Below are 23214 nucleotides of genomic sequence, written 5' to 3' on the forward strand. Positions count from 1 at the left end.
TTCGCGGTGGTCGCTTCCGAAGTGCGCACCCTCGCCCAACGTTCGGCCAATGCCGCCAAGGAGATCAAGGGTCTGATCGAGAACTCGGTGGATCGCGTGGCCGACGGCTCGGCGCTGGTGAACCAAGCCGGCACGACGATGGGCGAGATCGTCGCCAGCGTGCAGCGCGTGACCGACATCATGGCCGAGATCTCCGCGGCCTCGCAGGAACAGTCGGCCGGCATCGAGCAGGTCAACCAGACCATCACCCAGATGGACGAGACCACCCAGCAGAACGCTGCACTGGTCGAAGAAGCCACCGCTGCCGCGCGTTCCATGGAAGAACAGGCCGGTGCGCTGACCCAGAGCGTGTCGGTGTTCAAGCTGCATGCCACCGTCAGTGCCCCGGTCCGCCAGGCCATCGCGGCGGCCGCAGCACCGCGGCCGGCAGCGCCACCGAAGGCCGTGGCCCGCAAGCCGGTCGCCCGCAAGCCCGAGCCGGCACTCGCCGACGGGGACTGGCAGGAGTTCTGATCGCGGATCGGAACACGCGGCTGAAGCACCCCGCACGGCCCGGACTTTCCGGGCCGTGCCTGTCTGGGCTGCCCCGTTCGCACAGGTATCCGCATTTACCGTTCGTCGGGGAAATCCCCACAGGGACTCAATGACCGAACTGTGACGCCGATATCGGATCAGCTACCACCACAAACCCGCCCTGCCCCCATGAATCGACTGAAGCGCCTTTCTCTCGGCAGCAAGCTCGCCCTCCAGGTCACTGTCGCCGTGGCCGTCGTCCTCACCCTCCTCGCCGCCGTCGTGCAGCGGCAATCCAGCCGCGCCATCGAGGCGCGTGCCCTGGCCGATCTCGACGTCGCCGCGCAGGTGATGCTGGAGTCCATCGCCCTCTACGACAGCACCCTGACCGACGCCACGCAGCGGATGGCCAGGAGTTTCCGCGCAGCCCTGCCTTCCGGTGATGTGTCGATCGATGCCGGACGTACCACGCCGATCGGCGACTTCGAGGTTCCCGAGCTGCGTTTCGGTACGCAGGCGATCAACCTGGACTTCACCACCGTCGACCGCTTCACCGAAGCCACCGACGTGGTCGCGACCCTCTTCGTGCGCCAGGGCGACGATTTCATCCGTGCCACCACGTCGCTGCGCAACACCGAGGACGAGCGCGTCATCGGCACCGCGCTGGACCACAAGCACCCGGCATACGCGCTGATCCTCCAGGACAAGCCCTACACCGGCCGCGCGCGCCTCTTCGGCCGCGACTACATGACCCACTACGAGCCGCTGCAGGATGCGGAAGGCAACACCATCGGCATCCTGTTCGTCGGCCAGAACTACGGCGATGGCCTCGCGGCGCTGAAGGACAAGCTGCGCAACACGGCACTGGGCGAAGCGGGCTATTTCTTCGTGGTGGATATCGCCGAAGGCGAGCACCACGGCACGCTGGCCGCGCATCCCGCCAGCCAGGACGCGCTGTATTCCTCGGTGGTGGACGCCGACTCCGTGCCGGAGATGAAGGCGCTGCTGGCGCAGGACCATGGTCACACCGTGCTCGACATCGCACCCAAGACAGGCGAAGAGGCCGTACCCGCACTGGTCGCGGTGAAACAGTTCACCCCGTGGAAGTGGGCGCTGGTGGCCGTGGAGCCCCGCTCCACCGTGCTGGCCTCCAGCCATGCGTTGACGGTCATCATCCTGCTGCTGTCGCTGCTGGCGCTGGCGGTCATCGCGACGCTGACCTGGCTCGGCGTGCGCCGCGTGGTCTCGCGTCCGCTGCGTGGCGCCGTCGCCATCGCCGAGGAGGTGGCCGCGGGCAAGCTGGACACTCGCATCGACACCTCACGCCATGACGAGGTCGGCCAACTGCTGTCGGCCATGCGCCATGTGCAGACCCAGGTCGTGTCGGTGATCGAGGCACAGACCGAGATGACGCGCCGCCACGACGACGGCCAGATCAGCCACCGCATCGACGACAGCGCGTTCCCCGGCGAGTACGGCCGCATGGTGCGCGACACCAATGCGCTGGTCGCCTCGCACATCGCGGTGAAGATGCGACTCGTCGAGGTGATGCAGCGCTACGCGATCGGCGACCTGTCGGTGGACATGGACCGTTTGCCCGGTGAAAAGGCGGTGCTGACGCAGACGATGGATGCCACCAAGGCCAGCCTGTCGGCCATCAATGGCGAGATCAAGCGCCTGGCGATGTCCGCCGCCTCGGGCGACTTCAGCCAGCGCGGCGACGTGGGCAAGTACCGGCACGATTTCCGCGAGATGATCGGGGGACTCAACCAGTTGATGGAGACCACCGACGGCAACCTCGCCGAGGTGTCCGAACTGCTGCAGGCGATCGCACGCGGCGACCTGACCGCACGGATGGAAGGCGATTTCCACGGCGTCTTCGCCACCATGCGCGATGATGCCAACGCCACCGTCGCCCAGCTGACCGAGATCGTCGGCGGCATCCAGATGGCGGCCACCAGCATCAATACCGCCGCCGGTGAAATTGCATCGGGCAACAACGACCTGTCGCGCCGCACCGAACAGCAGGCCGCCAACCTGGAAGAAACCGCCGCCTCGATGGAGGAACTGACCTCCACCGTGCGCCAGAACGCCGAGTCCGCCCGCCAGGCCAACCAGTTGGCGATTGGCGCGGCCGATGTCGCCTCCCAGGGCGGTGAGGTGGTCGGTCGCGTGGTCACCACGATGACCGACATCGAGCAGTCATCGAAGAAGATCGCCGAGATCATTTCGGTCATCGACGGCATCGCCTTCCAGACCAACATCCTGGCCTTGAACGCTGCAGTGGAAGCCGCACGTGCGGGCGAACAGGGTCGCGGCTTCGCGGTGGTCGCCTCCGAAGTGCGCACCCTCGCCCAGCGTTCGGCCAATGCCGCCAAGGAGATCAAGGGTCTCATCGAAACGTCGGTAGACAAGGTCGCCGAGGGTTCGGCGCTGGTGCACCAGGCCGGCACGACGATGGGTGAGATCGTGGCCAGCGTGCAGCGCGTGACCGACATCATGGCCGAGATCTCCGCCGCCTCGCAGGAACAGTCGGCTGGCATCGAGCAGGTCAACCAGACCATCACCCAGATGGACGAGACCACCCAGCAGAACGCCGCACTGGTGGAGGAAGCCACCGCTGCCGCGCGTTCGATGGAAGAACAGGCCGGTGCGCTGACCCAGAGCGTGTCGGTGTTCAAGCTGCAGGCCGCCTCCCGTGCCCCGGTGCGCCAGGCCCCTGTGGCCGCCGCTATACCGCGGCCGGTGGCGACGCCCAAGGCCGCAGTCCGCAGGCAGCCCGCACGCAAACCGGAACCCGTGCTTGTCGAGGGAGATGGCGAGGGTTGGCAGGAGTTCTGAGTGGCTCGTATGAAACCGCCCGCAACAAGCACACAGCCAAGAAATTCCGGGCCCTGTACTTTCATGCGAAGCAAGGAAATCCGTGAAGATTCACTCTGTAGGATGGGTTGAGCCATAGGCGATACCCATCGAGCACGTGGTGCTTTCATCACGATGATGGGTATCGCTTCGCTCAACCCATCCTACGCGCTAGTTTACTGGCACCCAAGCTGCGCCTGGGTTCATCCATGTCTATCTTAGACCTCGGTCAACCAACCAAAAACACGCCAATCAGCGTGATCTCTAGCCGCACCCACCGCGCCATAGGGAACCTTCCTGCCGTCGTCGCCAACTCGACACGGCAATATTGTGCTGAACCTATCCATTGGCAGAGTATCCCAACGCATCCGAGTACACTCGCGCCAACGCCGGATTTGACTTCCAGCCGGAGAACTCTGACTTGATCCAGGGGGAACTCAGCAAATGCTCGACCGCTCCTTGGCATACGCGTTTGGTCAAGCTTTCGTCGCCTTTCAGAATTGCTTCCTCAAGAGCCTCCCTCAAGGCCGCGCGCCGCTCCGCGTTCGCAGGCCCTGGATTCAATTCATAAGCACTTGCCAAATGGCGAGCTGCCTCATAACCCGTCAATGCCCAGTCACCTCCGACATCTTCAAGGAGGCATCTAGCGAGAAATGACTTGGAGAAGGCGAACCACTCGTCTTGAGAGATTCCGTTCGACACACGTGGCAATAGATGAGGACTCACAAGAACGGCAAAAGCCACGCCTTGAACTTCTAAGCTCGCACTCCTCATCCAGGTAGCGACGAGAGCAGATGAAATTTCCGTGACCTTACCGTCAGCCACTTCGAGTACAGCACGCTCCGCGTCAGCAAGGTCGCTCATTAGGGATCAATCCGGAAAGTGTCACGTCGGTGGCGGAGGCGGCGGGCCAGGCTGCAACATTTGCGTGCATGGTAGGCACACCATCAAAAAAATTGTCGGGAAAGCAGGACTGATCGCCGCTGGGGTCGGCACAGGCTTCCCCGCGGCCCCCGGCTTGAATCGAACTGGCGGAGTTGCGAAAACTGGCCCAGGAGACGGCGTAGGGCAATTGTCGCAGTTCTTTGACCGATAGATCTCTTCGCAATTGGCGTACCCCGTCCAGAGTTGACCAATCTCTTCCGCATGCCTATTGCCCCCCCTCGGTGCAGGATTGGCTCGGTCCCACCCTTCATGGGACGTGATCATTCTCTGGAACTCATGCATCTTTGCTTTCAGCATCGGGCATGTGTCAGTCCTGTAGCACTTTGTGCTTGCGGGGGAGTGATATGGGCCGCCACGATTTCGTCCATTGTGCAGACCCAAGGGGTCCAGTCCTTGAAGAGGATTTCCATCGACATAGGAATACGTGCTTAGCCCACCCTTTAGGCCGATGGGATCACTCTCAATGAAGCGACCAGTTTCGGTCTCAAAGTCTCGAAAATAGTTGTAATTGAATAATGATGCCTCGTCGTAAAGCTGCCCCGGGAATCGCATATCTAGTGGCAACGGAACGCCATCGGCGTCTGGGTCGGACTCTGGAGGGGTGCTTCCGAAGCCCTCACCCTTCATGTCCCAAGCCCATACCGAGACGTCACGCGTCGGATCCACAACAGCCCGCGGCGTCCCCAAATGATCCGGCTCGATGTAATACGGGCGCCCCCCTTCCGTCACGCCCACCGGCATGTCATCCATCCATATCGCCTGCTGCGACACCACGCCTGAGGTGCCGTAGTTGCCCAGCCAGTGCCCCGCCTCATCGTAGAGCGCTTGCGTCTCAGACGCACCCAGATGTCTGCGAACCTGCTCTCCTCGCCCGCTGTACGCATACTCCATGGCCAGCACGCCACCGTTGCGCACCCGACTCATTCGGCCCGCATCGTTGTACTCGAACTCACGGGAAGCACCGATAGACAGCGTGTTGCCGACGGCGTCGTAGGCGCGATTCTCACCCGCCACCGAATCCAGCCGATGGCTGTTGGCCGGATACGCATAGGCCTTCGTGCCGAACGAGTCCGTGTAGCTGATCCGGTTACCCGTCTTGTCGTACTCGTACTTGTCCAGGACCGCCTGGGCCGGGCCATCGAGCGCTTCCGTCAGGCGACCCAACGCGTCGTAGCGGTACTCCATCGGTGGTGAGCTGCCGCTATCGATGTCGACCAGGTTGCCGACCGCGTCATAACCATAGGTCAGATCCAGACCGCCCGTCACTCCCCGGATCGACGTGGGACGGTAGTCCAGGTCGTTACCGCGGGTTGGCAAAGAACACGGCGCAGATACTGACATCGTTCGCGTTGTCGAACCTGTGGATGTCGCGCCTAGAGTTGTCGCCGACGGCAGGGTAATGCCGTTCGGAAGACGGGAAAGCCCGTCGCAACTCGCTGGAAAGCGCGAAAGAAAGTACCATCGATCATGTTTCGAGGCCCCAACGCTGAAATTCAAGCATCAGAGCGTGTTGTTCTTACCATCCCTAGCGAGCTAAAGCACATTTGGGCATGGATCTCCCTCTCGAAAAAAGAAATCCCCCAAAGTGGGCTCCTTGTATGTTGATCGCCTTTTATTTGGGAGCAATCCCGAGCAGCCCTTGTATTTAGATTTCGTAAGAATGAATTCTTGATCTTCGTTATCTTGAATTAGCGTTATCGCATCCTCGGATTCATGCCAGCGCCCCGTCGCGAAATCCTTTCCTTTTTCGCACACGTCGCAACGCACGTAGTACCTGTAGACTCCTGAAGAGTCGAGCTCTATTACTCGCATGTAGTCACGGCCCGCGATCCAAGCTGACGATGAAGGCGCTTCAATTTTCTTCTTTGTGTGCATCCATAGAACGATTCCTGTTGCGATGAGAATCAGGACTAGAAAACATATCCTATAAAGCCGACGCTGGTGAGCCATCATCTCGCTCCAGAGAAACAAGTTAGCGATTCAAATTACTGCCTTATCCCATACTGTCCATACAAAATATTAATCACACTTTGAGACTTGTCACGGATCGCTCGCAATATAGATTCTCTGCAGTCGTCATCGCACCCATTAACCTGTCGAAGCTTTTCTGCGAGACAACGCAGTTGTGCCGCGTGCGCATATAGTTCGGTTGCTCTGCTATCTGTATCACTTAGATGGCGAACCCGCCAGTAGGCAGGCTCCCAGAATCTTTCTTTACAAATTCCTGGAGCATTTTTCTTTGCATATTCTATATGCGAATTTTCATGTACAAGAGTGCATTCTCCAATTATGGCCGAACATTTTGGATAGAACCTCCTAATGGTATTTTCATTGACTTCCGGCCTTAAAGAACCCTTCGAGCAAGATACCCACCCCATTACTCCAGAAGCAGTTACGGGGCCATCGCTCAAATATGGCGTCAATCCAAAAAAATCCCAAGAAGTAAGCGGTTGTGCGTTTGAGTACAGATAGGTATTCACTCCACCCCTCAACCCAATCGGATCGGACTGCAAATAGCCACCCTTACCCGGATCGTAATCCCGGAAGTAGTTGTAATTCATGCCTGTCGCCGCATCATACCGTTGACCGGGAAACCGCATATCAAAAGCAAAAGCCACACCATCACCGTCAGCATCCTGATCCGGCGGCGTGTTACCAAAGACTTCACTCTTCGACTGCCACGCCCATACAGCGACATCGCGGACATGGTCCAACACTGTGCGCGGCGTCCCCAGATGATCTGGCTGGATGTAGTACAACTGCCCAACATCCAGGACACCTACCGGCATGTCATCCATCCAGACAGTCTGCTGCGACACCGCGCCAGAAGTCACATAGTCGCCAAGCCACCGCCCTGAGTCATCGTAGAGCGTGTAGGTGCTTGCTGCTCCGAGGTGCTTGCGAACCTGCTCCCCTCGCCCGTTGTAGCCATACTCCATGGCCAGCACGCCACCGTTGCGCACCCGACTCATTCGGCCCGCATCGTTGTACTCGAACTCACGGGAAGCACCGATAGACAGCGTGTTGCCGACGGCGTCGTAGGCGCGATTCTCACCCGCCACCAAATCCAGCCGATGGCTGTTGGCCGGGTACGCATAGGCCTTCGTACCGAACGCGTCCGTGTAGCTGATCCGGTTACCGGTCTTGTCGTACTCGTACTTGTCCAGGACTGCCTGGGCCGGACCATCGAGCGCCTCCGTCAGGCGACCCAACGCGTCGTAGCGGTATTCCATCGGTGGCGAGCTGCCGCTATCGATGTCGACCAGGTTGCCGACCGCGTCATAGCCATAGGTCAGGTCCAGACCGCCCGTTCCTCCCTGGATCGAAGTCGGACGGTAGTCCAGGTCCACGTCGCGCTGCATGACACGACCATTGCCGTACACCCATCCTGCGATGGGACCGAAGGGGTGGTAGGTCGCCTGGTGCAGCAGAATTTCCCGCACCTGTCCCGGCCGGGTGACGCCCACACTGGTGATCTGGCCTTGCGCGTTGCGGACATAGTCCGCCACCGTGCCGTCCGGGTAGGTCACCGCCTGCAGTTGCCCACCCTTGGTGTAGGCGTACTGCAGCGTCAGTGCCAGCCCGTTGGTGGCCTGCACCTTGCGGACCAGTTGACCGAAGCGATCGTGGCAGTACTGGGTCGAGCCACTGCCATCCACCATCAGCGTCAACCGCCCCAACGAGAACGTCTCGCCTGCCTGGCAGGCCGGCTGAGTGACATCGTAGGTGTAGGAGACATTGAGGCTGGCGGTGGGATAACCGACCTGCGTCAGCCGGTTCAGCGCGTCGTACTGATAGGTCGTCGTGATGCCGCGGGCATCGGTCTGGCTGGCGCGGTTGCCCGCACTGTCGTAGGTGTAGGTGGTGATGCCCGTGTCCGGGCTGCTCAACTGCACCAGATCGCCGAAGCCGTTGTAGCTGTAGGTGGTGTCCAACCCCTTCGGGTCGGTGACCTTGGTCAGGTTGTCGTTGGCGTCGTACTCGAACTTGGTTTCCGCCTCGATCGCGCCCACGTCCTGCAACGTGCGCTTGAGCCGATTCAGGGGATCGTAGTCGTTGCTGGTGACGTGCCCCAGCGCATCGGTCACGGTCTTGGCGTTTCCGCTTGCATCGTAGGTGAAGTCGGTCGGATTCGATTGCGCATCCGCCTGCGTGGCCAGCTGCCCCAGCGTGTTGTAGACCCGAGACAGTGTTCGCTTGAGTACACCGCCTGTGCCCTCGGTGGCCTCACCGATGCGATTGCCCGCGCCGTCCAGCGTGTACTCGATGCGATTGCCGGCACTGTCGGCGACCGCGGTCAGGCGTTTGGCATCGTCGTATTCGTACGAGGTGTAGACACCATCCGGATCGGTGATCTTCTTCACCAGCCCGGTGGGCCAGTACTCGTACGAGGTGATGCGGTCATCTGCGCTCGTCGCGCCCTTGACCGTCATCGTCGCCACCCAGCCACGCGGGTAGTAGAGCGTCTCCGTCACCACGCCGTTCGTGTCCTTGACCGCCAGCGGACGCCCGGCTGCGTCGTAGGCCAGCACTTCGGTTACCCGGCCCAGCGCATCGGTGACCTTCCAGAGATCCCCCGGGCGATAGCCGCAGCCGGACAGCGCTCCGCCGCAGGCACCGCCTACGGTGCCGTAGTAGACGTATGCATTCGTGTCGGACACGTCCGTGCGTGGACCATCGATCGACTTCAGCAGGCCGACACGGGGACAGGTACCGACATCGACGTCGGCCTGCTCGCAGTAGGCGCGCGTGGCGGTGCGAGTGGCTAGCGTCGACGGATCGACAGACGTCGTGGTGAGCAACTGACCGGTGGCGCTGTAGTCGAAGGTGGTCTGCGACACCATCTGGCCGGCAGCATTCAGGGTGCGCTGCTGGGTCGGAACATTGAGCGTCGCGTGCCAAACCGTCTCGCGAGTCTGCTTCTCGGGCGTGCCGAAGGCCGAGACCGCCGACGTCAGCTTGCCGCTAGTGTAGGTGTAGCGATCCTGGGAACCATTGACATTGGTTCGCGTCAGCGTTCGCCCGTGGCTATCAAAAGTGGAGGACCTGGTGCCACTGGGGTCAATCACTGACAGGGGGCTACGGTTTCGATCCGCGCTATAGGTGAATGCGCGCGTAGCGCCGCTGCTTGTCTCCACCTCCGCCTGATTCGCTGACGTGTAACGCATCCTGGTGGTGTTCACTGGCTGCCCTGCCGAGTTGAATTGCGCACTCAGAACAACCCGGCCATGTACGTCGTAGCCGAAACTCGAATGACGGTTTCCGTCCTCGTAGGTGATGCCAGTCAGCAACCCAGGGTCACCATTGGTGGCCAGGCCGGCCTCGCCGTAGTGGTACTGCTTTACACCACCGTGACTATCGGAAACCGATACAAGGTTGCCGTGCCCATCGTAGGCGTAGGTCTGCGATGTTCCATCCGGCAGAAGCAAGCCAGTCAGAGTTCCGAAATAGTCATGCGTGAACTGCAGGGCGCGACCGCTATTGTCAACCACCCGTTCCAGAAGTCTCTTGCTGTTGTACTCCAGCGTCACGTCTCGCTCTGGCGCACGCGCGTTGCGGATGCTGACCAACCCCAGCGTTGAAGAGAAAGTACTGACATCTCCGTTGGATTCGGTGATCTGCCAGTTTCCGTCCGCAGCCTGGATCATTGACGCATCGCCGAGGCCCGCAATTACAAAACGACCGCCGCCAACCGACTGGTACTTCATCCTCTTTCCGCCAACGACAAGTTGGCTCGAATTGGTTCCCGGCGGGCTGAAAACGGGCCCATAGGTATGGGACCAGCCGCGACCCAGATTAAATCCGCCGGAGAGTTCCTCGCGCAGCGAGCTGTAGTGGCGGGCAAAGGGACGTCCGGCGAAGGTGAAGTCCGCTTCGACGCTCGACTTGTTGGTCGTGGAGGGCTCGCACGACTGGTTGTCTGCGGGACACTGGCCCGCATTCTGCCGGGGCGTAGTGATCAAGATAGTGCCGCCGGCTGTCGATTGGCACAGGTAGGGCGCGATGTCCGCCAGCACGCCTCTCGTAGGCCCCATTCCTGCCGGGCAAAGGTACAGTTGCCGACGGACAAGAGGGAACTCGTACGTTCCTCGATACCTATGGTCGTCGTAGTTCGTATCGAAAACGATCTTGCGAGATCGAGACTTGGTCGAATCATTGAGCACCCCGACTCCGGGGGTACTGGTACCGTCGGTTCGATTCAGTGGGACGTACGATCCTTCCACGCGGGGATTGAGGTTGTAGCACCTGTTCCAGCCACAGGAGTAAACCACTCCCGCGTTGATTCTTTGAGCAAAGAAGTTAGAAATGAGCTCATCTTCATTTCCGCACCCACCAAAGTTATTGGCGGATCCTGGGCAGTACTGCGTTGCCTCGACGGCCTCAAGGAACATGTAGTAAGGCTCGTAGTACTCCAGTGGTGCTTGCGGTTTGACGGCGTAGTATGACCGAATCTGACCGTTCGACAGCTTCTGCAGGCTGCTGTTGTACAGAAACTGGCCAACGTCAGGCACCGCTGCACGCAGCGCAGCTTCTGCAGCACCCAACGAAGTGAAACAGCCTCCAGTACTCGGGCAATAGGTCGCGCCCGGCGTGAATCCACCCGCCGGGTCGTCCACTGCAATCGCCTGCGCACGAACTTCTCCCACCACACCCAGCATCGCGATCACCGCGATGATCGAGAACCCTCTGAACATCCCTATCCCCTCTTCAGCTGCCTTGCAAAAGGTGCGGCGGATGGCCGCCTCGTGAACAAGCCAGAACGCTACACGGTCCCCGCATAACCGGGAAGACGGCAAGTCGGGTAAGTACATTTACGTCCCGCCGGCCCTCTCACAATCAGCATCCGTCTTGATCGATAGCCTCACCCACCCGAGGTCCCGGTCCGGCACTCTCCACACAGCCTGCGGCACCCTAAAGATGCTGCCACGCCCGCCGATACAGCCTGTGACGCCATCCTTGCCAAGACGCTTTCCGACGCCCGCATGACCGAGCCCAGCGACGCCCCTCTGGCCGATCCCGTCAGGTACGACGAAGAAGAAAAGTACTTGGTGCATGGCGAATACGAGATCCGGCAGATCCTGCAGTCGCTGATCGCCAGGCGCGCGCTCGTCAGTGGTTGCGCGATGCCGCGCAACCACACCTTCCCCACCTCCATCATCGAAGTACTGGAGGACGAAGACGGCGTGCTGATTGATGGCAGCGCCTCGGAGACCATCAACCGCAGCATCGAGGAAGCGAGCCACGTCACCTGCGTCTCCCGGCTCGACCGCATCCACGTGCAGTTCAAGCTCCATGACCTGCAACGCGTGCAGAAGGAAGGCCAGGTCGCCTTCTTCGCGCCGCTGCCGGACAGCATCCTGCGCCTGCAGCGTCGCGAGTTCTACCGCCTGCAGGTGCCGGTGACGCAGCCCATGGAGTGCGCCGTCGCCGAGCGTCACCCGGACGGCGAGACCACCTACCGCAACTATCGCGTGCTGGACATCAGCGGCGGCGGCATCGCGCTGGCCGTGCAGGCCGAAGAGCCGACGCTCCGCCCCTACAAGGAATTCCCCGGCAGCCTCCTGCACCTGCCCGACAGCGGCCCGCTGTGCATCCGCCTGATGGTCAAGAGCCTGCATCGCCAGCTCAACCAGAACGGCTCCGAAAGCTGGCGTGCCGGCTGCCAGTTCACCGATCTGCCGCGCGGGGGCGATGCGCTGATCCAGCGCTACATCTTCCGCCTCGAACGCCAGCGCAGCGCCCGCGAACGCGGCGCTGCGTGATCTGCGTCCGCCTTCCGGACGCCTTTCGTCGGTTCTGGCCGACACCCGCTCAACCTCCCCGCGCACGCGCCGATACCTCCCTGTAACGGTCCTGCATACCGGCGTCACGGCCATCCAAGGTCGTGCTTGCACTCGCAGGCATCGCCAAGCCGTACCGTCCAGTCCGCAAGAGGCCAGCATGTCATCCACTCCTTCCCGATCCTCCTCCCGCAGCATCGCCACACGCGTGATGTACGGCACCGCCTTGGTGGCCCTGCTCGCCTTCGGCGTTGCCGCCGCGGCCAGCTACCTGCGCAGCAGCCAGTCCCTGCTGGCCAGTGCGCGGACCACGATGGAAGGGCTGGCGAACCAGGAGGCACAGCGCATCTCGGGCGAACTCACCCGCGCCTTCGACGGTAACGATGCGCTCGCGCATGCATTGCTTGCCCAGCGCGGGGACGACGGCATCAGCCGCAGTGCCGCCAGCGCCATCTTCAAGCGCCAGCTGGAAGCGCACCCGGAATGGGTCGGCGTCGGTACGCTATGGGAACCCGATGCCTTCGACGGCAAGGATGCGGACCACATCGGCGCCGAAGGCCACGACGACACCGGCCGCTTCATGAGCTACTGGGCATGGAGCAATGGCGCCCCGCTGCTGGAAGCCCTGCGCGATTACGAAGTTCCCGGTGCCGGCGACTGGTACCGTCGCCCGCGCGAACTCAAGCGTCCGGTGGTCGCCGAGCCCTACGTCTACAAGATCGCCGGCAAGGACGTGCTGATGACCACGCTGTCCACGCCCATCCTGCAGGACGGCGACTACCTCGGCGTGATGACCGTGGACTTCGCGCTGCAATCGCTGCAGGAGCGCATCGCGAAGCTCACGCCGATGGATGCCGGCTTCGTCCGCCTGCTCACGCCGGCCGGCGTGGTCATCGCGGACAAGGATGCCGCCTCGGTCGGCAAGCCATATGCAGGCGCCCACGCTGCCGACGTCATCAAGCAGGTGGCCGCCGGCAAGCCGGTGTTCCGCGAGGCGACCGATGCCGCGGGTGAAACGGTGATGGAAGCCTACGTGCCGCTGCAGATCGGCGCCGCGCAGGAGCGCTTCGCGCTGGGCGTGGTGGTGCCGCGTGCGGTGCTGATGCGCGAAGCGCGTGCCGTGCTGTGGACGGTGGTCGCAGTGGGTGCGCTGGGTGCTGTGTTGCTGTGCGGCGCCGTGTTCTGGCTGCTGCGTCGCCAGGTCGGTGTGCCGCTGGCCGGCGCCGTGCGCGTGGCCGACGATATCGCAAGCGGCAAGCTGGACAGCCAGATCGATGTCGGTCGCGACGACGAGATCGGCACCCTGATGAAGGCCATGCGCAGCATGCAGGGCAACCTGCGCGAGCGCATCGAGCGCGACGCCGTGGTGGCGAAGGAAAGCCTGCGCATCCGCACCGCACTGGAGGATGTGACAACCAACGTCATGATCGCCGACGCTGACCGCACCATCGTCTATGCCAACCGGCCATTGATGAAGATGCTGGGCGACGTGGAACAGGACCTACGCCGCGACCTGCCCGCCTTCGATGTGCGTACGGTCATCGGCAGCAGCATCGACATCTTCCACAAGAAGCCCGAGCACCAGTCGCGCATGCTGGCCCAGCTGCAAGGCACGCATCGCGCGCAGATCAGCGTGGGCGGCCGCATCATGCAGCTGATCATCAACCCCGTGACCGACGGCGAAGGCCAGCGCATCGGCTACGTGGTCGAGTGGGCCGACCGCACTGCCGAAGTGATGGTGGAACAGGAAGTGACGCGCATCGTGCAGGCGGCGGCACAGGGCGACCTGAGCGGGCGCATCTCCGAGTCGGGCAAGCAGGGCTTCCTGCTGGCGCTGTCGCAACAGTTGAACGGCCTGCTGGTCGCCATCGCGGGCAGCGTGGACTCGGTCTCCGGCGTGCTGCAGTCGCTGTCCAAGGGCGACCTGACCGCGCGGATGGAAGGCGACTTCCACGGCGTGTTCGCCAGCATGCGCGACGATGCCAATGCCACCGTCGCCCAGCTGACCGACATCGTCGGCCGCATCCAGGACGCTTCCACCAGCATCAACACCGCTGCCGGCGAAATCGCGTCCGGCAACAGCGACCTCTCGCGCCGTACCGAGCAGCAGGCCGCCAACCTGGAAGAAACCGCCGCCTCGATGGAGGAACTGACCTCCACCGTGCGCCAGAACGCCGAGTCCGCCCGCCAGGCCAACCAGTTGGCCATCGGCGCCGCAGGTGTCGCCTCGCAGGGCGGTGAGGTGGTCGGTCGCGTGGTCACCACAATGACCGACATCGAACAGTCGTCGAAGAAGATCGCCGAGATCATCTCCGTCATCGACGGCATCGCGTTCCAGACCAACATCCTGGCCTTGAACGCGGCCGTGGAAGCCGCCCGTGCCGGCGAGCAGGGTCGTGGCTTCGCGGTGGTCGCTTCGGAAGTCCGGACGCTGGCCCAGCGCAGCGCCAATGCCGCCAAGGAGATCAAGGGCCTCATCGAAACGTCGGTGGACAAGGTCGCCGAGGGTTCGGCGCTGGTGCACCAGGCCGGCGCGACCATGGGCGAGATCGTGGCCAGCGTGCAGCGCGTGACCGACATCATGGCCGAGATCTCGGCGGCCTCGCAGGAACAGTCGGCCGGCATCGAGCAGGTCAACCAGACCATCACCCAGATGGACGAGACCACCCAGCAGAACGCAGCACTGGTCGAAGAAGCCACCGCCGCTGCCCGCAGCATGGAAGAACAGGCGCAGGCACTGGCCGAGGCCGTGTCCACCTTCCGCCTGGACGGCCATGGCCGTGTCGCGCGGCTGGTGCACGAACGCGTGACCCGCATCGCGGCCGGCACCGCGCCGCGGGGCGTTGCCGAACCGCATCCGTACTGAACCCCTAAAGAAACCCGTCCCGGGGCCGATCTAGGCCATGACCGGTTCCGTCCCGGGAACCCCGACACCTTCACCGGCTGCAACAGGAGCCCGACGAATGAGCGACAAGAAGACCCAGGCCGCGGCGAGCGCGGACGAGTTCCTCAGCTTCACCCTGGGGGACGAGCACTACGGCGTGGACATCCTGAAGGTCCAGGAAATCCGCGGCTACGATTCCGTGACCCGCCTGCCCGATGCCCCGGACTACATCAAGGGCGTCATCAACCTGCGCGGCACCATCGTGCCGGTGATCGACCTGCGCCTGAAGCTGCGCCTGAAGGATGCACGCTACGACGCCTTCACCGTGATGATCGTGCTGAACGTGGAGGACCGCGTGGTCGGCATCGTGGTGGACAGCGTGTCGGACGTGATCGCGCTCAGCGCCGAGCAGATCCGCCCCACGCCTGAATTCGGCGCCAGCGTCGATACCCGCTTCATCTCCGGCATCGGCACCGTCGATGAACGCATGTTGATCCTGCTGGACATCGAGACGCTCATCGACAGCGCCGACCTGGGCCAGCCGCTGCCGGAACAGGCCGCCGCCTGACGCATCGCCCTCGCGGTACGCAACGCGTGCATCCCCGGGGACCGCAGGCCGCAAGGCGTGCGGTCCCTTGCGTTTGCGCGGCCGCCGGCATCCGGACTCCCCGCCTTTCGTCGTAGGGGCGCGAAAAACCACTGAAATTCCGCCGACCCGGGCCGCTATCAACGGTGAGGGCAATCCGCCCCCGCAATCCGCATGCCCAGGCCACCCGGCCTGTCGCCAGAGACCCCGCCATGACGTTCAACGCCAAGATCGCCGCCCTGCTCTCCAACCTGCCGCTGAAGCGCAAGTTCCTCATCCAGACCGCGCTGGTCGCCATCGGCACCATCGCACTGGCCGTGGTGGCGGCGCGCATGCAGTACCTGGATCTCACCGGAACGCGGCAGGCCGGCCTGAAGGCGCAGACCGAGATGGCGCTGGGCGTGATCGAGGGGTATGCGAAGCAGGTGCAGGCCGGCACCCTGGATGAAGCCCAGGCGAAGGAAAGCGCGCTGGCCACGCTCGCCTCGATGCAGGCGAACAAGGGCGTGGACTACTTCTTCGTTACCGACGAAGCACCGACCATGCTGATGCACCCTACTCGTCCCGATCTGATCGGCAAGCCGCTGGACGACGTGCTGAGCCCGGATGGCAAGCGCATCTTCCCCGAGTTCGTCCGCGTGGCGCGCGCAGGCGGTGGCCATGTCGACTACAGCTGGGCCAAGGCGGGCGAGGAAGACCCCGTGCCGAAGACTTCCTATGCGGCGCTGTACCAGCCGTGGGGCTGGGTGATCGGCACCGGCGTCTACATCGACGACACCCAGGCGCAGGCACTGCAGTTCACCTTCATCATGACCATCGCCGGCGGCCTGCTGGTGCTGCTGAGCATGGCGATCGGCTGGGTGATCGGGCAGTCGGTGCTGGAACCGGTGGCGCGCGCCCTCTCCGCCATCCGCGGCGTCTCGCGTGGCGACCTCAGCGTCCGCACGGGCCACCACGGCCGCGACGAAGTGGGCCAGATGCTCAAGGCCACCGACGAAATGGTGCACATGCTGGAACGCTTCTCGCAGGAAACGCACGTGATGATCCGCCTGCACGAAGCCGACGACATCAGCCATCGCATGCCCGAGGATTTCCCCGGTGTGTACGGCGAGCTGGCGGGCGGCATCAACACCATGATGTTCGAGCACCTGGACGCCTTCCGCGATGCCATCGGCATCCTCGAGCGCTACGCCAACGGCGACCTGAGCCAGGATGCGCGCCGCCTTCCGGGCACGCGTGCGTTCCTGCATGAAGCGATGGACGCAGCCAAGCAGAGCCTGCTGGCCATCAATGCCGAGATCAAGCGCCTGGCGCAGGCCGCTGCGGCGGGCGATTTCAGCGCCCGCGGCGACGAGGCGCGCTTCCAGCACGACTTCCGCCAGATGGTGCAGGGCCTGAACGCGATGATGGCGATCAGCGACCGCAACCTGGCCCAGTTGTCCGCGCTGCTGCGTGCGATCGCCGATGGCGACCTGACCGCCCGGATGGAAGGCGACTTCCACGGCGTCTTCGCCACCATGCGCGATGACGCCAACGCCACCGTCGCCCAGCTGACCGAGATCGTCGGCGGCATCCAGATGGCGGCCACCAGCATCAACACGGCGGCCGGTGAGATCGCATCGGGCAACAACGACCTGTCGCGCCGTACCGAACAGCAGGCCGCCAACCTGGAAGAGACCGCCGCCTCGATGGAGGAACTGACCTCCACCGTGCGCCAGAACGCCGAGTCCGCCCGCCAGGCCAACCAGCTGGCCATCGGCGCCGCTGGTGTCGCCTCGCAGGGTGGCGAGGTGGTCGGTCGCGTGGTCACCACGATGACCGACATCGAACAATCGTCGAAGAAGATCGCCGAGATCATCTCGGTCATCGACGGCATCGCGTTCCAGACCAACATCCTGGCCCTGAACGCAGCCGTGGAAGCCGCCCGTGCCGGCGAACAGGGTCGCGGCTTCGCGGTGGTCGCTTCGGAAGTGCGGACGCTGGCCCAGCGCAGCGCCAATGCCGCCAAGGAAATCAAGGGCCTGATCGAGACCTCGGTGGACAAGGTAGCCGATGGCTCCAAGCTGGTGAACCAGGCGGGCGCGACGATGGGCGAGATCGTCGCCAGCGTGCAGCGCGTAACCGACATCATGGCCGAGATCTCGGCCGCCTCGCAGGAACAGTCGGCCGGCATCGAGCAGGTCAACCAGACCATCACCCAGATGGACGAGACCACCCAACAGAACGCCGCACTGGTCGAAGAAGCTACCGCCGCTGCCCGCAGCATGGAAGAACAGGCCGGTGCGCTGACCCAGAGCGTGTCGGTGTTCAAGCTGCAGGCCGCCTCCCGTGCCCCGGTGCGCCAGGCCCCTACGGCTGCCGCGGCATCGCGGCCGGTGGCGACGCCCAAGGCCGTGGCCCGCAAGCCGGTCGCCCGCAAGCCCGAACCGGCACTCGCCGATGGGGACTGGCAGGAGTTCTGAGCCGCCGGGCGCGCCCGGCGCGCGCCCTGTTCCGTGACCGCCTTCAAGTAACCCGGACTCCGGCCGATATGTCACCAGAAGGCCCTCTTCCCTGGCACCCGATGACCGTCGCACCCTCCGCCACCGACGACGCCAGCCGCTGCACGCAAGTGCGCCGCGAGGACACTGCATGCTTCGCCGCACGCTGACTTCGCTGACATCGGTGCGCGACACACAGGCGTCCACGGATCTCCCCACGGAGAGCCTCTGGCACGTGCTGGAACAGTCCGTCGACGCCGCGTTCGTCATCGACGGGCGCCACCGGGTGGTGCTGTTCAATCCGGCGGCGGAAGCCCTCTGGGGCTGCCTGCGCGAAGATGTGCATGGCATGCCGTTCACCCGGTTGCTGTCCAGCCCCCAGGCGGACAACACCGCCGACGCCGCGCTGGCGCAACTGCTCGGCAGCCATCGGGATGCCGTGCTGCATCGGCCCGACGGCAGCGAGGTCGCCTGTTCGGTCTCCATGTCGAAGGTGCAACTGGGCACGCAGGTCTTCCACACCGCCTTCGTGCGCGACACCAGCGACCAGAAGCGCCAGCTCGAGCGCCTGCGCCAGTTGTCGATCGTGGTGGACAAGAGCGACAACGCGATCTTCGTGAGCGCACCAGACCGCGAAGTGGTCTACGTCAACAGCGGCTTCACCCGCATGCTGGGTTACCGGCTTGAAGAGCTGCGCGGGATCAAGCCCTCGCAGCTGCTGTCCGGCGCGCATACCGACGCCACCCTGGACGATCGCATCAGCCAGGCGATGAAGGCCGGCGAAGGCCTGCAGACGGAAGTGCTGCTGTACACCAAGTCGGGCCGCCCGCTGTGGCTGTCGGCCGCGATCAACCCCGTGCACGACGAGGACGGGACACTGCTGGGCCTGGTCAGCGTGCTGAGCGACATCACCCAGACCAAGATGCACCAGGTGCTGCACAACAAGGTGCTGGATGCGCTGGTGCACGAATGGAGCGTGGCCGACGTGATGACGCTGATCTGCCGCGAGGTGGAGCACATCGCGCCGGAACTGACGGTCTCCATCATCACCGTGGACAACGAGGGGCTGATGCACGCCCTCGCCTCGCCCAGCCTGCCCGAAGCCTGGGCACGCAAGATCGACGGCATGGCGATCGGCCCGCGTGCCGGCGTATGCGGTGCCGCCGCCTGGCGGGGCCGCGCGGTGCTGGTGAAGGACATCGCCAGCGATCCGCTGTGCGCCAACACCCGCCACCTCACCTCGCCGCTCGGGCTGCGCGCCTGCTGGACCCATCCGATCAAGTCGAGCAGCGGCCGCGTGCTGGGCACGCTGTCGTTCTACTACCGCGAGAACCGGGGCCCCGACGAGCTGCACGAACGCCTGGCCGATACCTGCCTGCATCTGTGCTCGCTGACCCTGGAGCGGGAGCAGACCAACGAACGCGTGCACCAGCTGGCGTTCTACGACACCCTGACCGGCCTGCCCAACCGCATCATGTTCAGCGCCAAGGCCGAACAGGCGCTGGCCAACGTCGCCCAGGTGAACGGCACCGCCGCCGTGCTCTTCATCGACCTGGACCGCTTCAAGCGCGTGAACGACGCGCAGGGGCACGCGGCCGGCGACGGCCTGCTGCGCGATGTCGCCGCGCGCCTGAGCGAGGAACTCGGCGGCATCAACATCGTCGGACGCCAGGCCGGCGACGAATTCGTCGCGGTGCTGCCGATGTGCAGCACCGAGCATGCCGGCAGCGTGGCCGAGCGCCTGCTGGGGGCCATCGCGGCGCCGACCGCCGCCGGCTTGATGACCCTGCACCCCAGTGCCAGCATCGGCGTGGCGATGTTCCCGGACGACGGCCGCGACATCGACCTGCTGGTGCGTCATGCCGACATGGCGATGTACCGCGCGAAAACCGATGGCGGCGGCAGCTTCCGCTTCTTCAGCGTCGACATGAACCGGCTGGCGCAGGAGCGCGTCTCGCTGGAGACCGCGCTGCGCGAGGCGCTGCGGCTGGACCAGCTGAAACTGCAGTACCAGCCCCAGGTCGGCGGCTGCGACGGCAGGCAGCTGTATGGCGTGGAAGCGTTGTTGCGCTGGCACCACGCGGAGCTCGGCGTGATTCCGCCCGCGCGCTTCGTGCCGGTGGCCGAAGAATGCGGACTGATCGCCGATCTCAGCCTGTGGGTCCTGCGCCAGGCGTGTGCGCAGATGGCCGACTGGCGGCAGCGCGGCATCGACATCCCGCGCGTGTCGGTGAACGTCTCCGCGATCAATTTCCGCGATCCGGAGCTGTCCCTGCAGATCTCCGACCTGCTGGACGAGCATGGCCTGGAGCCGGGCGACCTGACGCTGGAGATCACCGAAAGCGTCATGCTGGACCCGGACCCGGACGTGCTCGAGAACATCGAGGCCATCTACGTGCTGGGCGTGCGGCTGTCGCTGGACGACTTCGGCACCGGCTACTCCAGCCTCAGCCACCTGCACCGCCTGCCCATCAGCGAACTCAAGCTCGACCAGAGCTTCGTGCGCGACATCGACACCAGCGCCATTGCGCGCACGCTGACCTCATCGGTGCTGCGCATCGGCGAAAGCCTGGGCATGAAGGTGGTCGCCGAAGGCGTGGAGACCGAATCGCAACACCGCTTCCTGACCGAGCAGCGCTTTCCCGTGCTGCAGGGGTATCTGTTCTCACCACCGCTGCCACCCGGTCCGCTGGAACAGTGGCTGGAAACACAGGGTTACACCGCAGCCCGCGAAGTCGAAACCGAAGCCGGCGCACCCGGATAAGTGCAATGCCGCGCGACCGGTGTTCGCCCGGACCACCCGGAAAGTGTGACCCAGCGCCCAGTCGCACACACGAACGATCCCGCACCACGCCTTCGCCTCAAGTTTGGCCAAGGCGGGCCGATCTCAGGCAGTGAGTCGTTACCCCTCTTCTGTCCATCCGGAGTTACTGGAATGAAAATCGCATCCGCCCTGACCCTGTCCATCGCCGTCGTCGGCGCCGCCCTGCTGATGCCCGCGACGCCGGCCAACAGCCAGTCGCAGGTCGACAACGCGATCCCCGCCGACATGGCCGCGCGCTTCGCGGGCAAGAACGGCACGGTGTGCGGCAAGGTGGGCAAGGCCCGCTTCGCCGAGAATTCCGAAGGCACGCCGACCTTCCTGTACATGGGCGGCAACTTCCCGCGCCATACCTTCACCGCACGCATCCCGGGCGATGCCCGCGCCAAGTTCAAGCCGGCCCCGGAAGAACTGGAAGGCAAGGACGTCTGCGTGATCGGCGCCATCGAGCGCGACAACTCGCGCGCCGAAATCGTGGTCAGTTCGCCGGCCAACCTGAAGCTGGCGACGATCCGCTGATCCGTTCCAACGGCAGGGCGCCACGCCCTGCCCGCCCTGGTCGCACCTGAGAGCGGCGCGGCACGCCACCGGTAAAGGAAAAAGAATCCCATGCAGCGGATCAAGAACCTCAAACTGACGACGAAGATGATGCTCGCCTTCGGCGCCGTGCTGGCGCTGATGCTGGTACAGGGCATCGCCGCTTTCGTCGGCCTGAACTCGTTGAACGGCGCCACCACCGAGGTGACCGGCAACGTCCTGCCCAGCGTGAAGGCCGCGGGCGACCTGCAGAACCTGATCGGCGAATACCGCACGACCTCTTACCGGCAGCATGTGCGCGCCAGCGACGCCGTCAAGGCGGAAGCCAAGACGCTGGCCGCCCAGACCGAGAAGAAGATCGAGCAGTCCATCAAGGACTACGCCACGCTGATCATCAGCCCGGACGAAAAGAAGGCCTACGACACCTTCGTCAAGGAGTGGAAGGCAGCCAAGCAGTCGTATGCCGAAGTGCAGGAGATGCTGGACCTCGGCCTGCCGGACGACGCCGTGGACACCTTCATCGGCACCACGCGCGACCAGCACCGGAAGGCAGTCGCGGCACTGAACACGTTGGTCAACGTGGTCGACCAGCAGGCCAAGACGGCCAGCGCCAGCGCCGACAGCACCTTCGCTGCTTCCAGCACGCTGATGGTCATCATGCTGCTGGTGGGCATCGTGGGCGGCCTGGCCCTGGCCTGGTTCTTCGCCCGCGCCATCGCCGGCGCCGTCGGCGAAGCCGTGCGCGTGGCCAATGATGTGTCCGCCGGCAAGCTGGACGGCAAGATCGATACCAGCCGCCAGGACGAAGTGGGCCAGCTGCTGACCGCCATGCAGCGCATGCAGACGCAGGTGCAGTCGGTGATTTCCGCCCAGAGCGAAATGGCCGCGCGCCACGACGAGGGCCAGATCAGCTATCGCATGGACGACAGTGCGTTCCCGGGCGAGTACGGCCGCATGGTGCGCGACACCAACGCCCTGGTCGCCTCGCACCTGCAGGCCATCGGCGACGCACTGAAGATCATGCAGCGTTACTCGATCGGCGACCTGAGCCTGGACATGCCCAAGCTGCCGGGCGAGAAGGCCAACCTCACCGAGACGATGGACGCCACCAAGGCCAACCTGTCGGCGATCAACGGCGAGATCAAGCGCCTGGCGATGTCCGCTTCCTCCGGCGATTTCAGCCAGCGCGGCGACGTGGACAAGTACCAGTACGACTTCCGCGACATGATCGACGGCCTGAACCAGCTGATGGAAACCACCGACGGCAACCTCGCCGAGGTCTCCGAACTGCTGCAGGCCATCGCACGCGGCGACCTGACCGCACGGATGGAAGGCGACTTCCACGGCGTCTTCGCCACCATGCGCGATGACGCGGACGCCACCGTCGCCCAGTTGACCGACATCGTCGGCCGCATCCAGGACGCGTCGACCAGCATCAACACCGCTGCCGGCGAAATCGCGTCCGGCAACAGCGACCTGTCGCGCCGTACCGAGCAGCAGGCCGCCAACCTGGAAGAAACCGCCGCCTCGATGGAGGAACTGACCTCCACCGTGCGCCAGAATGCCGAGTCGGCCCGCCAGGCCAACCAGTTGGCCATCGGTGCCGCCGGGGTCGCCTCGCAAGGCGGTGAAGTGGTCGGCAAGGTCGTCACCACGATGCGCGACATCGAGCAGTCGTCGAAGAAGATCGCCGACATCATCTCGGTCATCGATGGCATCGCCTTCCAGACCAACATCCTGGCCTTGAACGCGGCCGTGGAAGCCGCCCGTGCCGGCGAGCAGGGTCGTGGTTTCGCGGTGGTCGCTTC

12 protein-coding genes and 1 pseudogene are annotated in these 23214 nt (G+C 64.0%); 10 read left to right on the top strand and 3 right to left on the bottom strand.

The genetic code is table 11. The features are described from left to right. Together ACIPRS_RS18650 and ACIPRS_RS18655 are read left to right on the top strand one after the other, a co-directional pair. Nucleotides 1-513 (top strand): methyl-accepting chemotaxis protein (locus ACIPRS_RS18650; RefSeq protein ID WP_446539623.1); only part of this gene is annotated, 513 nt, incomplete at its 5' end. 189 nt (nucleotides 514-702) lie between these two features. Beyond that, nucleotides 703-3354: a Cache 3/Cache 2 fusion domain-containing protein gene (locus tag ACIPRS_RS18655; RefSeq protein ID WP_446539624.1), complete on the top strand. Its 2652-nt coding sequence runs from the start codon at nucleotides 703-705 to the stop codon at nucleotides 3352-3354. Between the two features lie 357 nt (nucleotides 3355-3711). Here ACIPRS_RS18655 and ACIPRS_RS18660 read toward each other — a convergent pair whose 3' ends face one another. Together ACIPRS_RS18660 and ACIPRS_RS18665 are read right to left on the bottom strand one after the other, a co-directional pair. Continuing rightward, the gene (locus ACIPRS_RS18660) at nucleotides 3712-4236 is read right to left on the bottom strand and encodes a hypothetical protein (protein ID WP_446539625.1); all 525 of its coding nucleotides are present in this window, start codon (nucleotides 4234-4236) and stop codon (nucleotides 3712-3714) included. Nucleotides 4237-4257: 21 nt separating this feature from the next. After that, nucleotides 4258-5583: an RHS repeat domain-containing protein gene (locus tag ACIPRS_RS18665; protein WP_446539626.1), complete on the bottom strand. Its 1326-nt coding sequence runs from the start codon at nucleotides 5581-5583 to the stop codon at nucleotides 4258-4260. 32 nt (nucleotides 5584-5615) lie between these two features. Here ACIPRS_RS18665 and ACIPRS_RS18670 point away from each other — a divergent pair. Continuing rightward, nucleotides 5616-5717 (top strand): annotated as a pseudogene (locus tag ACIPRS_RS18670) (IS5/IS1182 family transposase); the annotation flags it as partial. 585 nt (nucleotides 5718-6302) lie between these two features. Here ACIPRS_RS18670 and ACIPRS_RS18675 read toward each other — a convergent pair. After that, nucleotides 6303-11012 (bottom strand): RHS repeat-associated core domain-containing protein, encoded by a 4710-nt coding sequence (locus ACIPRS_RS18675; protein WP_446539627.1) that lies wholly within the window; start codon nucleotides 11010-11012, stop codon nucleotides 6303-6305. Nucleotides 11013-11300: 288 nt separating this feature from the next. Here ACIPRS_RS18675 and ACIPRS_RS18680 point away from each other — a divergent pair, with 288 nt between their 5' ends. From ACIPRS_RS18680 to ACIPRS_RS18710, 7 genes are all read left to right on the top strand, one after another. After that, nucleotides 11301-12080 (top strand): flagellar brake protein, encoded by a 780-nt coding sequence (locus ACIPRS_RS18680; protein WP_446539628.1) that lies wholly within the window; start codon nucleotides 11301-11303, stop codon nucleotides 12078-12080. 178 nt (nucleotides 12081-12258) lie between these two features. Then, entirely contained in the window at nucleotides 12259-14964 is a 2706-nt protein-coding gene (locus ACIPRS_RS18685; protein WP_337732123.1) for a methyl-accepting chemotaxis protein, read from the top strand. Between the two features lie 97 nt (nucleotides 14965-15061). Next, a complete protein-coding gene (locus ACIPRS_RS18690) occupies nucleotides 15062-15550 on the top strand; it encodes a chemotaxis protein CheW (protein ID WP_192202677.1) in 489 nt (162 codons plus the stop codon). Nucleotides 15551-15780: 230 nt separating this feature from the next. Further along, on the top strand, nucleotides 15781-18030 hold the full coding sequence (locus ACIPRS_RS18695; RefSeq protein ID WP_446539629.1) for a methyl-accepting chemotaxis protein: 2250 nt from the start codon (nucleotides 15781-15783) through the stop codon (nucleotides 18028-18030). A gap of 169 nt (nucleotides 18031-18199) precedes the next feature. Continuing rightward, complete coding sequence (locus tag ACIPRS_RS18700; protein WP_337732125.1) at nucleotides 18200-20812, top strand: EAL domain-containing protein; 2613 nt, start codon at nucleotides 18200-18202, stop codon at nucleotides 20810-20812. 171 nt (nucleotides 20813-20983) lie between these two features. After that, nucleotides 20984-21388 (top strand): hypothetical protein, encoded by a 405-nt coding sequence (locus tag ACIPRS_RS18705; protein WP_192202680.1) that lies wholly within the window; start codon nucleotides 20984-20986, stop codon nucleotides 21386-21388. Between the two features lie 90 nt (nucleotides 21389-21478). Continuing rightward, nucleotides 21479-23214, top strand: a 1736-nt coding sequence (locus ACIPRS_RS18710; RefSeq protein WP_446539630.1) for a methyl-accepting chemotaxis protein, incomplete at its 3' end; no start/stop codon positions are given.

The organism is Pseudoxanthomonas sp. LARHCG66 (genome assembly GCF_052871755.1).

What these genes read in the sequence shown, in the direction of transcription:
- ACIPRS_RS18675 (WP_446539627.1), bottom strand. Translation starts at nt 11,012, where the DNA reads ATGTTCAGAGGGTTCTCGATCATCGCGGTGATCGCGATGCTGGGTGTG.
- ACIPRS_RS18655 (WP_446539624.1), top strand. Translation starts at nt 703, where the DNA reads ATGAATCGACTGAAGCGCCTTTCTCTCGGCAGCAAGCTCGCCCTCCAG.
- ACIPRS_RS18660 (WP_446539625.1), bottom strand. Translation starts at nt 4,236, where the DNA reads ATGAGCGACCTTGCTGACGCGGAGCGTGCTGTACTCGAAGTGGCTGAC.
- ACIPRS_RS18680 (WP_446539628.1), top strand. Translation starts at nt 11,301, where the DNA reads ATGACCGAGCCCAGCGACGCCCCTCTGGCCGATCCCGTCAGGTACGAC.
- ACIPRS_RS18705 (WP_192202680.1), top strand. Translation starts at nt 20,984, where the DNA reads ATGAAAATCGCATCCGCCCTGACCCTGTCCATCGCCGTCGTCGGCGCC.
- ACIPRS_RS18690 (WP_192202677.1), top strand. Translation starts at nt 15,062, where the DNA reads ATGAGCGACAAGAAGACCCAGGCCGCGGCGAGCGCGGACGAGTTCCTC.
- ACIPRS_RS18700 (WP_337732125.1), top strand. Translation starts at nt 18,200, where the DNA reads ATGCTTCGCCGCACGCTGACTTCGCTGACATCGGTGCGCGACACACAG.
- ACIPRS_RS18685 (WP_337732123.1), top strand. Translation starts at nt 12,259, where the DNA reads ATGTCATCCACTCCTTCCCGATCCTCCTCCCGCAGCATCGCCACACGC.
- ACIPRS_RS18695 (WP_446539629.1), top strand. Translation starts at nt 15,781, where the DNA reads ATGACGTTCAACGCCAAGATCGCCGCCCTGCTCTCCAACCTGCCGCTG.